Raw genomic sequence first — 14,063 nt, forward strand, 5'->3', positions numbered from 1 at the left:
CACCATGCATGCCGGGCCGCGAACACTGTGGCTTTGGGCCATAGAATTATGGCCCCAGTATTTGTCAGGGTGAATGAAAGTCAAGGCTTTGCGGTCAGTCCATCGCCTTGGACCGCCCAACCTCCTTCTCGCAAGCTGGCTGCAAAACGCCCCCCGCGCCCGGCCATCAGGCCGGCCTCCCCCCGGCGCTCGCCGCTCTGCGCTATGCCGCCGCCGGTGTGGCGCAGGCGGCCTGCAAGTCCTTGCGCCGCTGCCGCATGGTGCGGAAAAATTCGTAACCCTCCCGCAAGCGGCGCACGCAGACTTCTTTGTCCTCCAGCATCGTCTTGATAATGCGCAGAATGGGCCGGGGACGCAAATAATACGCGCGATAAAAACGATCCACCGCCTCGTAGATTTCCTCTTTGCTCAGCCCCGGGTATTCAAGGGTGGATTGTTGCAGGCCGTCCTGATGCACAATGTCGGTTTTGTCCTTCTTGGCAAACCAGCCGTTGAGCCGCGCCATCTCGTATAGCTCCGTCCCGGGGTAGGGGGCCGCCAGCGAGACCTGGATGCTGAAGACATCCAGCTCCATCGCAAACCGGATGGTTTGCTCGATGGTCTCCCGCGTTTCAATGGGAAGCCCCAGGATGAAGGTGCCGTGAATCATGACGCCCAGCTCCTTGCACGCCTTGGTGAAGGCGCGCATCTCCTCCAGCGTCACCCCTTTCTTGATGCGGTTCAGGATCTCCTGGCTGCCGGATTCGTAACCCACCAAAAACAGCCGCAGGCCGCAGTCCTTCATCAGCTTGATGGTCTCGTAATTCAAATTGGCCCGGCTGTTGCAGGACCACGTGATGCCCAGCGGCTTGAGCTTCTTCGCAATCTCCCGCGCGCGCGGCAGGTTGGCGGTGAAGGTGTCATCGTCAAAGAAATATTCCTGCACCTGGGGGAAAAGCTTTTTGGCGTGCGCCATCTCGGCGGCGACGTTCTCGGGCGAGCGCACCCGGTACTTATGGCCGCCAATGGTTTGCGGCCAGAGACAGAAGATGCACTGCGCGGGACACCCGCGGCCGGTGTACAGGGAGATGTACGGCTCCTTCAGGTAGCCGATGGAGTACTTTTCCACCTGCAAATCGCGCTTATACACATCCACCACCCAGGGCAGCTCGTCCATGTTGGTGATGAGTTCGCGCTCCGGGTTGTGCACGATTTTCCCCTCGGCGTTGCGGTACGAAAGCCCCTTGATTTCCGCCAGCGGCCGGCCCTCGGCCACTTCCTTGCAGGTGTAGTCAAATTCCTTGCGCCCCACCCAGTCAATGGCCGGCGAGGCTTTGAGGGTCTCGCTCGGCAGCACCGCGGCATGGGCGCCCACAAAGCCGATCACGGTCTCCGGGCGCTGGGCCTTGATGGCCTCGGCCACCTTGCAATCATTGCGCAGCGAGGGCGTGGAGGTGTGAATGATCACATGATCGTATTCCCGGGCAATGGCCAGGCACGCCTCACGATCAATATCGTGCGGCGGACAGTCCAGCAGGCGGCTGTTGGGCACCAGGGCGGCCGGTTGCGCCAGCCAGGTGGGATACCAGAAGGAGCGAATTTCCCGCACCGCCTGGTAGCGGGAGCCGGCCCCGCCATCAAAACCATCAAATGACGGAGGATTCAGAAAAAGAGTTTTGCTCATAAACCGTTTGCTGCAGCGAAATCAGCCGCCGGAGAATCTGGCTGCCTGGTTGCGATGCCCATGCTCATCACCTCCGCGCGGATTCAAGCCTCTTTGCGCCCGATCCTGGCCAGTAATTCCTCTTTCTGCCGGTGATCGGCGCTGCCGCATTCACCGGCGGGTTGCACGGTGATCTTGCCGCCTTTGCCCTCTTTAAGCGCCAGCCGGGCTTCGGCCAGATGGCCCTTGCCCATCGAGGCCCCGTTAAACGCCTGCACTTTGGCGCCCGCCGGATCGGGTTTGGGTTTGGGGCCAAAGTTGTACTTGATGTTTTTCCAGTTGTCGCCCGGCTGGTAATTGGTGCCCAGGGCGCCGCTGGGATCATAGCCGCAATGCACCATGCAGTTTTCGCACCGCGGATCCCGGGCCACGCCGTTGACCGTGCCATACTTGTCCCAGTCCACCTTCTCCAGCATTTCCCGATAGGTCTTGTAATGCCCATCGGTCATCAGGTAACAGGGCGCCTTCCAGCCGGCAATGTTCCGGGTGGGAATCGCCCACGCCGTGCAGGTCAGCTCGCGTTTGCCCGCCAGGAATTCCTGATACACCCGCGTGCCAAACAGGGTGTATTTCTCGCCCCATTCCAGGATCCGCGCGAATTTCTCCTTCGTCATGGCGCGGGTGAGAAAGAAATCTTCCGGCTTTTTGCCCAGCCGCTGCAGCATGTCCTTCTTCGCCGCGTCATAATCGTAACCCGGCGAGATGGTGTGCCCGTCCACCCCCAGCCATGAGAAAAAGGCAAACATCTGCTCAATCTCCCGCACATCAGTTTCCCGATACACAGTGGTGTTGGTGGCCACCTGGAAACCCAGCCGCTTGGCCATTTTAATGGCCTCGACACACTCTTTGAACACCCCCTCCCGCTCGACGATGAGATCGTGGGTGTACTCCAGCCCGTCAATGTGGACGTTCCAATAAAGCCACTGCGTGGGGGCAATGACCGGTTTGTCCTCTTTTTTGCCCTGGCGGATGACCTCGGCTTCCTTGTCGGTGAGCAGCTTTTCCGCCAGCAGCTCTTGCACAAGGGGCTCGCGGGCGGGACTGTAGGTGGCCGCCAGATATTCCCGGAGCTTGCGCCGCATAAACACGCCATTGGTGCAGATATAAACAATGCGCCCTTGGGCCAGCAGCCCGTTCACCAGCGCTTCAATCTTGGGATAGATCAGCGGTTCGCCACCGCAGATGGACACCATCGGCGCGTCACATTCCTCCGCCGCCGCCAGACAGTCCTCCAGCGCCATCATGTCTTTGAGGCTGGTGGAGTACTCGCGGATGCGCCCGCAGCCGGTGCACGTCAGGTTGCAGGTGTGGAGCGGCTCCAGTTGCAGCACCAGCGCAAATTTGGGCGTGCCGCGCAATTTGTGTTTGATGATGTGGCCGGCGATTTTCGCCGTCAACGCCAGAGGAAAACGCATAAATGAAATGAAATCACTTGAGCTGAGCCACCCAGTTGGTCACCTCAAGTTGGGGCGCTGGAGCTTCGGCGGGGGGCGGGGTTTGGTTTTTGATCAGCCCCGGCAACAGAAAGGTGGCGGGGGACACCGAATGACTGCCGCTGAAGCCACCGCAACCGGTGGCGGTCAAGGCCAAGCATGCCCCTGCCAGCAAAACCCTGCCGAAGATTTTCCAGTGAATCTGCATCTAATAACAGGCTAATATAAAACTTAAGACCTTGATAGCAATAGGATTTTTCGGCAAATAAAACGGCGGACTGCCGCCAGGTTGGCCGCCAAATCCACCGGGGAGCGCCGCAGGGAAGGTTTCCCTCGTGTTGCTTTCGGGGTGGAAGGGAAAACGGATGCGTTGCCCCAAGTTTGGCCAGTCTGCCGGTTGTCTCAAAATCAAAAACATGCCCTGTTTCTGCCATGCTGGCCGTGAAGTTTTAATGCTGCGCCTGGGTCGCCTCGCCGGGCTGCTGTTATGCGCCAGCGGCCTGGGGTTGGGCCATCCGGTCACCGCTGCTGAATCAGGGCCGCCGGGCCAAACCCTACCCAAAGGCGAAGCCGCAGACAGCGGCAACGCCTTTTATCAATTTTACGAGCAACGCTACAAGGAGGCACAGAAGCGGGCCAGCCAGTTGACCAATAACTTCACCGCCGCCTGGGAATGGGCCCGCGCCTGCTTTGATTTGGGTGAATTCGCCACCAACGACACCCAGCGGGCGGCGGTGGCGGAGGAGGGCATTATGGCCAGCCGCCGCGCAATTGAGCTGAAGGCCGATCATGCCGCGGGCCATTATTATCTGGGAATGAATCTCGGGCAGTTGGCGCGCACCAAAAACCTCGGCGCCTTGCGGCTGGTCAAAGAAATGCAGGACGCCTTCTACCGGGCCCGGGAGTTGGATGCGCATTTTGACTTCGCCGGCGCGGATCGGTGTCTGGGGTTGTTGTATCGCGATGCCCCGGGTTGGCCCATCAGCGTGGGCAACCGCGGACTGGCCCGCCAGCATCTCTTGCAGGCCGTGCAACTGGCGCCGCTCTTTCCGGAGAACCCGCTCAACTGGGCCGAAACGCTCTGGCAGTGGCGCCAGACCCAGGACGCCCGCAAACAACTGCCCGCCGTGCAACGCGCCTTCGACCACGCCCGCACCAATCTCACCGGCGCCGTGTGGGCGGCCAGTTGGCGCGATTGGACCAACCGCTGGAACATCTTGTTGCAACGCTTGCAGCAGGGGGCAAAATAAGCATTGTGCCTGCTGCCCTCTGCCCCGGCAGCACGGGCAGACCCGCCCCACCGCCTCCGCACCACTTATGCCGGGCCGTGGCCCTTCCTCCAAATGGTTTGCTGGCACGGCTCATGGGGGAAATCGCTCGGCCCCAAGCCCCGCAAAGTCAAGGGTTGTCAAGGCCCCGGGCGTACGGCATGATGCAGGCGTCCTCCCGCCGGAGCAGGCAGGCCCCGGGGGCTGGTGCTATATCAGGCGGGGGAAGTCGCATAAATCCCTCAATCACACGCATTATGAAACAGATGTCATGGCTGCTGGCTGGCGCCCTGCTGGGTGGGGCGACGGGTTTGTTTGCTGCAGATGCCTTCAACGGCTTGGACATGGGCATGGGCAACTTGTTCCGCGTTTCCAAGGCCGAAAGCCGCTCCATCAGCCCGGAAAACTTCACCGGCGAAAAAGGCCGGGGCGGCATGGCCACCGAAGGCACAGGTAAAAATGCGGCCCGCGAACTGGGGCAGGGCTGGAAGGTCTCCCCTTCCGTGCGAATTGCCGCCGGACAAACCTTTACCTTGGGGGAAATCAAAGGCCCGGGCATGATTCAAAGCATCTGGATGACGCCCACGGGCAACTGGCGCAAATCCATCCTGCGTTTTTACTGGGATGACGAGCCGACCCCCTCGGTGGAGTGTCCGGTGGGCGATTTCTTTGCCATGGGCTGGGGGCAGTACAGCCAGCTCAGCTCGCTGGCGGTCTGCGTCAACCCGGGCAGCGCGTTTAATTGTTACTGGCCCATGCCCTTCCGCAAAAAGGCGCGCATCACCATGGAGAACATTGATGGCCGCGACATGGTGTTGTACTACCAGATCAATTACACCCTGGCGCCGGTGCCCCGTGATGCCGCTTATTTTCATGCCCAATACCGGCAGGAAAAGCCCCTCAAACAAAAGGGGCTTTACACCATTTTGGACGGCGTCAGAGGCGAGGGCCATTATGTCGGCACCTATCTCGCCTGGCAGGTGCACAGCCCGGGCTGGTGGGGCGAGGGAGAAATCAAGTTCTATCTGGATGGCGACAAGGACTGGCCCACCATCTGCGGCACGGGCACCGAGGATTATTTCTGCGGCTCCTATAATTTCGAGGTGCGCGACTGGCAGGACAACAAAAAACGCAATTACGGCGTCTTCAACACCCCTTACTCCGGTCTCCATCAGGTCATCCCGCCCAATCAAATCTACGAGGTGGGACAGCGCTTTGGACTGTATCGCTGGCACATCCCCGACCCGGTGCGCTTCAAAAAGGATTTGCGCGTGACCATTCAGGCGCTGGGCTGGCAGGAGGGCGGGCGTTACCTCCAGCTCCAGGATGACATCGCCTCGGTGGCCTATTGGTATCAGAAGGAGCCGCATGCGCCCTTCCCCACGCTCCCTTCGGCCAAAGACCTCGAGTATCCCGCCAAGCCATGAAGCTCTGCCGATTTGTCACCGAAGCGGATGCCGTTCCACGCCCGGGGCTGGTGACCGAAGGGACGGCGGTGCTGGATCTGACCGCCGCCGGCATCTTCAGCGTGGCGCAAATCCTGGAAGTGGACAGTCCGGCGGAGCTGGCCGCCTCGCTGGCCCGCCGGAGCCTGCCACGCCTGGCCCTGGCGGACGTCAGACTCCAATGCCCCCTGGACCGTCAGGAAATCTGGGCGGCCGGGGTCACCTACCTGCGCAGCAAGACGGCGCGCATGGAGGAGTCGGCCCTCAGCGCCAGCGCCTATGACCGGGTTTACGCGGCGCCGCGGCCGGAATTGTTCTTCAAATCCCTCCCGGACAAGGTGGTGGGGCCGGGTCATCCGGTGGGCATTCGCTCGGATGCCCGCTGGAGCGTGCCCGAGCCGGAGCTTGCCTTGGTCTTCAATTCACGGGGACGCCTGGCCGGTATCACCCTGGGCAATGACATGAGCAGCCGCGATATCGAAGGGGAAAACCCGCTTTACCTCCCCCAGGCCAAAATCTACCGCTTCTCCTGCGCCGTGGGCCCGTGGATACACGTGGGAGCCGACGAGACCGAGGCCCGGCGCTGGACCATCCATTTGGAAATCACCCGTCAGGGCAGGGAGGTCTTCAAGGGGGAAACGCCGGTGGACCGGCTCAAACGGCGTTTTGACGAATTGGGCGGTTATCTTTTTCGCTGTCAGGAGTTTCCGCATGGCGCTGTGCTGCTCACCGGCACGGGCATTGTGCCGCCGGACAGTTTCACCTTGGAACCCGGGGATCACATTGCCATCTCCGCCGAGGGGGTGGGGCGGTTGGAAAACCCGGTCATGGTGGTGTAAAAGGCAATAAAAAAGGCCGGCCTTACCGCCGGCCCGCAAACGGCCTGATGCCCTGCGGCTTAGAGCTGCTTCATGGCATTGTCCAGGGCCTCATAGAGCTGTTGCATCGTGGCTTCCGTCTCGTCGCCCATGTTGGAGATGCGGAAGGTGGTGCCTTTGATTTTCCCGTAGCCCCCGTCAATGAGGAAGCCCTGTTCACGCACCAGCTTTTGCAGTTTCGGCACGTCCACCACCCGGCCCCCGGGCTTGGCGCCGTTGTTGATGCAGGTCAGGGTGACGCTCTCGTAACCCGGCTCGGGGAACAGCGTAAAGCCATGTTTGGCCGCCCAGGCGCGGGTCATTTCCGCCAGCTTCTTGTGGCGCGCAAAACGGGCCTCCAAACCTTCCTGGAAGATGTCCTCCAGCTTGGACGCCAGCGCAAACACATGCCCAATGCTGGGCGTGCTGGGGGTCATGTTCTGCTCCGCATTTTTTTGAAACTCCACGAAATCGAAGTAGTAGCCCCGATCCTTCATGGTCGCCGCCTTGGCCAGCGCGGCGGGCGAGCAGACAAACACCGTCATGCCCGGCGGCAGCGCAAAGGCCTTCTGCGTGCCGGCCAGCAGCACGTCCACCCCCAGCTTGTCAAACTCCAGCTTCACCGCCGTCATCGAGCTTACCGCGTCCACGATGAACATCACGTCAGGGTATTTCTTTTTCAGCTCCGCAATCTCATAAACGGGGCTCATCACGCCCGTCGAAGTCTCATTGTGGATGAGCGTCAGGGCGTCAAACTGCCCGGTGGCCAGTTTGGCGTCTATCTGCTCGGCGCGAATGGGAGAGCCCCAGGGGACTTGCAGCGGCTCCGCCGCCTTGCCACACCGCTGGGCCACATCATACCACTTGTCGGAAAACGCGCCGCACATGCAGTTCAAAACTTTTTTGGCCACCAGATTGCGAATGGCCGCTTCCATGACGCCCCAGGCCGACGAGGTGCTCAAATAAACCAGTTGCCTGGTGTGGAGCAGGGCCTGCAGTTGCGGCTGGATTTTCGCATACAGGTCTTTGAACGCCTGGCTGCGATGGCCAATCATGGGGGTGCAAAAGGCCCGGAAAGTCTTTTCACTGACTTCCACCGGCCCCGGTATGTGCAGTTTTACATGAGCCATAATGCAAATGGAGTAGCACACGGCGATGCCGCGCGCGAGAGATTCATTCCCCAAAGCCCTGCCAAAGGCAAGCCGGTTGTTGGGGCCGGCCGCCCCCAGATTTCATTTTTTGTTCGAGTCCAGGGTTGACTTGGGCGCCAAGGAGGGATAATGGACTTTTTGTGTCATGATGACACGGGGGCCGATGCTCCAAGTAATGTGAAAATATGATACGGTCTTTTGCCTTTACCACCCAGGGGCGCCTGCACATGCGGGACATCCAGCCCTTCCTGATGCCCACACTGCTGGCGGACACCAATCTTTTCCTGTGGGTGGATTTGGAGAATGCCTCCGCCGAGGAGGCCAAACTGGTCTTGGAGGACATCTTTCACTTCCATCCCCTGAGCATCGAGGACTGCGTGATGGAGAGCCAGTCGCCGAAGGTGGAGGAGTACCAGCCCAAGGAGGAGGACCGGTTCAGCCCCTACCTGTTCATGGTCATCCATGCGGTGGACTACAGCCGGAAAGACGGCGTGTTTGCCACCAGCGAGTTGAACTTCTTTCTGGGACGCAATTTTCTGGTGACCTACCATGATTTGCCACAGCGGAGCGTCCAGGCCCTGGAGGAGCGCTGCCTGCGGAGCAACATCCACATCGCGCGCGCGCCCGACCGGGTGGCGCACAGCCTGCTGGATGCCCTGGTGGACAATTACAAGCCGGCGCTGGAGGAGCTGGCGCTGGAAATTGCCGAGCTGGAGCAGCAGGTGGTCCAGGGCAGCGGGCCGCAGGTGCTCAATAAAATCCTGCAGGCCAAAAAGGAGGTCATGCACCTGCGGCAGATCATCTCGCCCCAGCGGGAGGTGCTGGCCCGCTTCGCACGGGGCGAGTTCAAACTGATCCGGGCCCACATGGTGCCCTACTACCGCGACGTTTATGACGGGTTGTTCCGCATTTACGAGCTGGCGCAGACCTACGATGACCGCCTGACCGGCGTCTTGCAGGTGTATCTCAACCTCTCCGCCAACCGTACCAGCGAAGTGGTGAAGCTCCTGACGCTGATCACGGTGATCACCACCCCCCTGATGCTGGTGGGCACGTGGTACGGTATGAACTTCAAAAACATGCCGGAGCTGGACTGGCAGTACGGATATCTGCTGGCCTTCGGCGTGACGGTCGTGGCCACGGTTTTAACCTTTTGGTACTTTAAAAAACGCCATTGGTTCTGAGTATGCCGGGCAGCAAGTCCAATTTTTTGGATAAAGTGCTGGGCCGCATCGGGCGGCTGGACCAGGAAGGCCTGCAATCCGTCGTCCAACGCCTGGCCCGCGAGCGCAATTTCCTGGAGACGCTCTTTAACACCATTGAGGACGGCATCCTGGTGGTGGATGAAAACGGCAGGATCATCTACTTCAATCAATCGGTCACCCGGCTCCTGGGGCTGGCGCCGGAGGCCACCGAAGGCCAGAGTCTGGAGCGTTTTCTGCCGGAGCTGGACTGGAAAAAGGTCCTGAATTTTGACCACCAGGGGGGGCAGCGGGTCGTGCGGATGGAGTTGGAGGTTAATTTTCCGCGGCCGCGGTATTTGTGGCTCTATGCGGCCCCGCTGGACGGCGAGGCGGCCGGCAGTCTGGGGGTGGCCTTGATTCTGCATGACGCCACCGAGACGCGGCAGAAGACCTTCGAGGCCATTGAAAGCGAGCGGGTGCAGGCCCTGACTCTGCTGGCGGCCAGTGTGGCCCATGAAATTGGCAATCCGCTCAATGCGTTGCACATCCATCTGCAACTGATGGAGCGGGAGTGCAAAAAATTGCGCGCCCTCCACGAGCCGGCACCCATGCCCGCCACCACGGCGGGGCGCGGGCGGCGGAAGACAGGCCGGACGGGCGCCCGGGACGAAGCGGGGGCGGAGGCGCTGACCCGGCTGGAGAAATATCTGGAGGTGGCCAAAGGTGAGATTGGGCGCCTGGATTACATCATCACGGAGTTTTTGCAGGCGATGCGGCCCACCGCGCCCCAGATGAAACTGGGCAGCCTGAACGAGGCGGTGGAGGCGACGCTGGCCCTGTTGCAGCCGGAGCTGGACAACCGGGGAATTACGGTGCAGTTGCGGCTGGCGCGCCACCTCTCACCCGTGGCGCATGATCCGGTTCAAATCAAACAGGTCCTGGTCAATCTGGTGAAGAACGCCATGCAGGCCATGAGCCAGGGCGGAGTCCTGACCCTGGCCACCGGCGAAAGCGGCGAAGAGGCCTGGATCGAAGTCCGCGATACCGGCGGCGGCATCCCCAAAGAGACCCTGAGCCGCTTGTTTGAGCCGTTTTTCACCACCAAAAAGAAGGGCACGGGGCTGGGATTGATGATCGTGCAGCGGATTGTTCGCGGGCACGGCGGCCGGATTGAAATTGAAAGCCAGGCGGGGCAGGGGAGCACTTTCCGCGTGATTCTGCCCCGCCACCAGCGGCCGCCCCGGTTGTTGGAGGCGCCAGCGGTGGTGGAGACGGAGGCCAAGCCAACTTAAGCCATGGAAAAGCCAACCTTGTTGATTGTGGATGACGAGAAGCCCACCCGCGAAGGGTTGCGGGCCGCCCTCGAGGAGCGTTACGACGTGTACGTGGCCGAGGACGCCCGGGCGGCCATGGAGCTGTTGGAGCGGGATCATTTTGATGTGTTGTTAACCGACCTGCGGCTCCCGGGCGAGGACGGCCTGGCTTTGATTGCCCGGGCCAAATCGCTCCCGCGGCCGCCGGTGTGTCTGCTCATGACGGCCTACGGTTCGGAGGATGTGGCGGTGGCGGCCATGAAACGCGGCGCCGATGACTACATCGCCAAAGGCCGCCTCCAGATTGACGAGCTGGAGCTGCGCATTGCCCGGGCCCTCCGGCAGCAGCGCCTGGAGAGTGAGAATCAAAACCTTCGCCAGCAGCTGGACCAGAAATACGGACTGGAAAACATCATTGGCGCCTCCCCCGCCATGCAGGAGGTCTTTGAGACGGTCCGGCAGGTGGCGCCCACCCGGGCCACGGTGCTGATTCATGGCGAAAGCGGCACGGGCAAGGAGCTGATCGCCAAGGCCATCCATCAGCTCAGCCCCCGGGCCCGCAATCCCATGGTCACTGTTCACTGCGCCGCGCTGGCGCCGACACTGTTGGAGAGCGAATTGTTCGGGCACGAAAAGGGCGCCTTCACGGGAGCCCATGAGCGGCGGATCGGCCGCTTCGAGCAGGCGCAGGGAGGCACGCTTTTCCTGGACGAAATCGGGGAGATTGACGCCACCATTCAAATCAAGCTCCTGCGATTCTTGGGCGAAAGAACCTTCGAGCGGGTGGGCTCCAACAAGACCATCACCGCGGATGTCCGCCTGCTGGCGGCCACCAACAAAAACCTGGCCGAGCTGGTGGCCGCTGGAAAGTTCCGCGAAGACCTCTTTTTCCGCCTGCGCGTGGTGGAGATTTATCTGCCCCCCCTGCGGGAGCGGCGCGGCGACATCCCGCTGCTGGCGATGGCCTTTTTGCGCGAGTTTGCGCGTGAAAACAACAAACCGGTGCGCGAGTTTTCCCCGGAGGCGATGGAGGTGCTGCTCGAGCACAACTGGCCGGGCAACGTGCGCGAGCTGCGCACCGCCGTGGAGCATGCGGTGGTGCTGTGCCGGGGGGAGCGAATCCTGCCGCGGGATTTGCCGGCCTCGGTGCGCAAGCAGGAAAACCCCCTGCCGGTGTCACGCGAGAAGGCGCCCGGCCCGCTGCCGGCCATGACCATCCGGGATGCGGAAAAGCAGTTGATCATTCGCGCCCTGGAGGAAAGCAACGGCAACCGGGCGGAGGCCGCCCGGCGGGTGGGCATCAGCCGGCGGACGTTCTATCGGAAACTCAAGGAATACCAGCTTGAGCATTTGTGAGGGCGCACCGCCCCCCTTGCGGGCGTCCTCCGCGCCGCCCGGGCCTGCCGCGGCCGCGCTTCATCCCTCGGCGGCCGGGCTGGCGGTGACTTCCTGAAGCTGGTGTTTCTCGCGGAAAGTGATGTACACCACCCCCCCGGCGAGACTCCAGAGCAGGAAACCGGCATAAGCCAGCAGCGACAGGGAAAGGGCGGTGGTCGAGGGCGCGCCGATGGCCGGGCCGCTGAGAAGCAGCACGAACAAGTTTTCCCGCACCCCCAACCCGCTGGGCGTGATGGGCAGGGCGGCAATGCAAATGATCATGGGCACCAACAGCAGGTAAAGCGATGGGGGGATGCCCAGTCCCAGTCCCCGGCCCAACGCCCAGTATTGACCCACGCAGACCACATTCAGCAGCATGGACAGCGCGAGCGCCTTGAGCAGAAAACCCGGGGCGCGGCCAAATTCCCGGCAGCTTTCCAGCAGTTTCTCGAGCCATTCGCCCCGCGGCAGCCGCCGCAGAAGCTGCCGCGCGCCGGGCCAGCGGCGCGAAAGCCCCCCCCAGAAGGCCAGCACGGCCAGCACGCTGCAGCCGCACAGCATGGCCAGAATCAAGGCGGCGGTCACGCCAAGGCTTTCTTGGGTGGCCAGCAGGGGCAGATGAAACAACATCATGAGGCCGGCAAAGAGCAGCATGCTCCACAAGCCGATAAGCCGGTCCACAACCACCGTCATGACGGCTTCCGGCTTTTTGTGATGAGTTTCGCGTGCGGCGTAGTAGGCCTTGATGAGATCGCCGCCGGTGGAACCCAGCATGAAGGAATTGAAAAAGTGGGCCACCAGCGAAATCTCGGCCGCGCGGGCAAACGACAAATCCAGGCCGTGGACGCGCAGGGCCATGCGCCATCGCTGGATGCCCAGCAGGAGGGTGCCGCCCATGAAAAGCAGACTCAGGACAAAGGCGGCGGGCTGCACCTGCCGCAACTCGCTCCACAGCGCCGGGGGGCCCAGTCGCCAGGCGGCCCGCCATTGCTCCCAGCGGCTCAGCTCCTCCCAATTTTCGCCCTGGGCCGTCAGGGCCAGGCGGCCTTCATTCATGAAAATGGCGTGAAAAATCCAGCCCATCAGCAGCGCGCACACCGTCAGCCGCCAGCCGATGCGCCAAAGTTTTCGTGCCTTGCTCACACTTCGCCCCACAGGGAGCGGATGTGCTCCCAACCACGCTGAACATCTGCCGTGGGCACCCACGGCCCCAGCTCCAGCACTTTGATGTGTTCCGGTTTCACCATTCCCGCCAACGCGGCAAAATCAATGCCCCCGGCCCCGGGCGGGAGGTGGTCGCGCCCCGGAAAACTGACATCATGAATGTGAAAGCCGGCCAGGCGGTCGGCCAGCGATTCCAGATGCAAACCGTGGTGAATGAAACCCAGGTTTTCCTTGATTTGGGCGTGCCCGGTATCGTGCCAGTACACCACGCTGGGCTGGTCAAACTCCCGGAAAAACAGCGGGAAATCCGTCTCAAACGGGATTTCCTCGAGGGCCTCGCGGTTTTCGATGCCCAGTTTGAGGCCGCGGGCCTCGGCTTCGCGCTGCAGCCGCCGCAGCAGCTCGTAGGCCGCGGCCAGGTAGGGCTCTTTGCGTTTCTCCCGTTTCTCCAGGACTTCGGCGCAGAGTTTTTCGTATTTGGGCGTGTCCCGCTGGCCCGCCTCGGCCATTTCCAGCAGGCGATCCGTGTAATCCTTCATGTCCACCTTGCCCATGTGCAGAACGACCAGCGGGGCCTTGACACGGACGGCGGTTTCAAAGGTCTTCAGAGTCTGGCGGAATGCCATCTCGCGCTCGCGGGGATCCTCGGAGGTGAACTTGAAAATGTTGGGCGCCGCGCGGTCCACGCCCATGGGCAGCGGGCAGAAGTTGTGCAGCGAGGAGATGCGGATTTCCCCGGCGTCCACCGCCTCAAAGATGCCCGGCAGCAGGCTGATGCGGATGCCGTGGCTCAGCTCGGCATATTCGAAGCCGAGCGAGCGGATCTCGCGCAGCATCAACCGTCCATCGATGTGCCGATGCGAATTCCAACAGGTGGAAAAGGAGTACATAAAACAAAGCGCCGGGTGTGGCGGGGGCGCCACACCCGGCTGCACGTTCCAAACTGCACAAAGAGAGTTACAGGTCCGCGTAACGCGCGCTCAACATCGCGTTGAAGCGGGCCACTTTTTCCTTCCGGCGGCGCCGTTCACTCGGTTTCTCATAATGCCGGTGATTGCGCACCTCACGCAGGGTGCCTTCCCGGTCGAGCTTCTTTTTCAACCGGCGCAACGCGCGTTCAATCGATTCGCCTTTTTTCAGTCGTATCTCCGTCACCTGTGCTCACATCC

General features: G+C 61.7%; 13 protein-coding genes. 6 read left to right on the forward strand and 7 right to left on the reverse strand.

Going from position 1 to position 14,063, the window contains the following annotated elements; genetic code table 11:
- Positions 1–202: 202 nt before the first annotated feature.
- The 3 genes from hpnJ to N3J91_11255 form a co-directional block, all read right to left on the reverse strand.
- Positions 203–1,663, reverse strand: coding sequence for a hopanoid biosynthesis associated radical SAM protein HpnJ (hpnJ, locus tag N3J91_11245; GenBank protein MCX8157002.1), 1,461 nt, complete (start codon positions 1,661–1,663; stop codon positions 203–205).
- Between the two features lie 83 nt (positions 1,664–1,746).
- Complete coding sequence (hpnH, locus tag N3J91_11250) at positions 1,747–3,117, reverse strand: adenosyl-hopene transferase HpnH (GenBank protein MCX8157003.1); 1,371 nt, start codon at positions 3,115–3,117, stop codon at positions 1,747–1,749.
- A gap of 13 nt (positions 3,118–3,130) precedes the next feature.
- On the reverse strand, positions 3,131–3,286 hold the full coding sequence (locus tag N3J91_11255; GenBank protein MCX8157004.1) for a hypothetical protein: 156 nt from the start codon (positions 3,284–3,286) through the stop codon (positions 3,131–3,133).
- Between the two features lie 301 nt (positions 3,287–3,587).
- On the opposite strand from N3J91_11255, the gene N3J91_11260 reads away from it, so the two are divergent.
- The 3 genes from N3J91_11260 (at position 3,588) to N3J91_11270 (ending at position 6,687) form a co-directional block, all read left to right on the forward strand.
- Positions 3,588–4,385, forward strand: coding sequence for a hypothetical protein (locus N3J91_11260; GenBank protein ID MCX8157005.1), 798 nt, complete (start codon positions 3,588–3,590; stop codon positions 4,383–4,385).
- 275 nt (positions 4,386–4,660) lie between these two features.
- Positions 4,661–5,830 (forward strand): DUF2961 domain-containing protein, encoded by a 1,170-nt coding sequence (locus N3J91_11265; protein ID MCX8157006.1) that lies wholly within the window; start codon positions 4,661–4,663, stop codon positions 5,828–5,830.
- The gene (locus N3J91_11270; protein MCX8157007.1) at positions 5,827–6,687 is read left to right on the forward strand and encodes a fumarylacetoacetate hydrolase family protein; all 861 of its coding nucleotides are present in this window, start codon (positions 5,827–5,829) and stop codon (positions 6,685–6,687) included. The genes N3J91_11265 and N3J91_11270 overlap by 4 nt, the downstream gene beginning before the upstream one ends.
- Before the next feature lie 59 nt (positions 6,688–6,746).
- On the opposite strand, the gene N3J91_11275 is transcribed toward N3J91_11270, so the two are convergent.
- The gene (locus tag N3J91_11275; protein MCX8157008.1) at positions 6,747–7,835 is read right to left on the reverse strand and encodes an alanine--glyoxylate aminotransferase family protein; all 1,089 of its coding nucleotides are present in this window, start codon (positions 7,833–7,835) and stop codon (positions 6,747–6,749) included.
- Positions 7,836–8,041: 206 nt separating this feature from the next.
- Here N3J91_11275 and corA point away from each other — a divergent pair, with 206 nt between their 5' ends.
- From corA to N3J91_11290, 3 genes are read left to right on the forward strand one after another with little or no spacing between them, the layout of a single operon-like run.
- A complete protein-coding gene (gene corA / locus N3J91_11280; protein ID MCX8157009.1) occupies positions 8,042–9,040 on the forward strand; it encodes a magnesium/cobalt transporter CorA in 999 nt (332 codons plus the stop codon).
- 2 nt (positions 9,041–9,042) lie between these two features.
- Positions 9,043–10,332 (forward strand): ATP-binding protein, encoded by a 1,290-nt coding sequence (locus N3J91_11285; protein MCX8157010.1) that lies wholly within the window; start codon positions 9,043–9,045, stop codon positions 10,330–10,332.
- A gap of 3 nt (positions 10,333–10,335) precedes the next feature.
- On the forward strand, positions 10,336–11,709 hold the full coding sequence (locus N3J91_11290) for a sigma-54 dependent transcriptional regulator (protein ID MCX8157011.1): 1,374 nt from the start codon (positions 10,336–10,338) through the stop codon (positions 11,707–11,709).
- Positions 11,710–11,769: 60 nt separating this feature from the next.
- Here N3J91_11290 and N3J91_11295 read toward each other — a convergent pair whose 3' ends face one another.
- The 3 genes from N3J91_11295 to rpsU all read right to left on the reverse strand — a co-directional run bounded on the left by N3J91_11295 (position 11,770) and on the right by rpsU (position 14,049).
- Positions 11,770–12,873 (reverse strand): flippase-like domain-containing protein, encoded by a 1,104-nt coding sequence (locus N3J91_11295; GenBank protein MCX8157012.1) that lies wholly within the window; start codon positions 12,871–12,873, stop codon positions 11,770–11,772.
- On the reverse strand, positions 12,870–13,784 hold the full coding sequence (locus tag N3J91_11300; protein ID MCX8157013.1) for a sugar phosphate isomerase/epimerase: 915 nt from the start codon (positions 13,782–13,784) through the stop codon (positions 12,870–12,872). Before N3J91_11300 ends, N3J91_11295 begins: the two co-directional genes overlap by 4 nt.
- Positions 13,785–13,851: 67 nt before the next feature.
- The gene (gene rpsU / locus N3J91_11305) at positions 13,852–14,049 is read right to left on the reverse strand and encodes a 30S ribosomal protein S21 (protein MCX8157014.1); all 198 of its coding nucleotides are present in this window, start codon (positions 14,047–14,049) and stop codon (positions 13,852–13,854) included.
- Between the last annotated feature and the right edge of the window lie 14 nt (positions 14,050–14,063).

It is taken from the genome of Verrucomicrobiia bacterium, from assembly GCA_026414565.1.
In the GTDB taxonomy this organism is placed as follows: domain Bacteria; phylum Verrucomicrobiota; class Verrucomicrobiia; order Limisphaerales; family Fontisphaeraceae; genus Fontisphaera.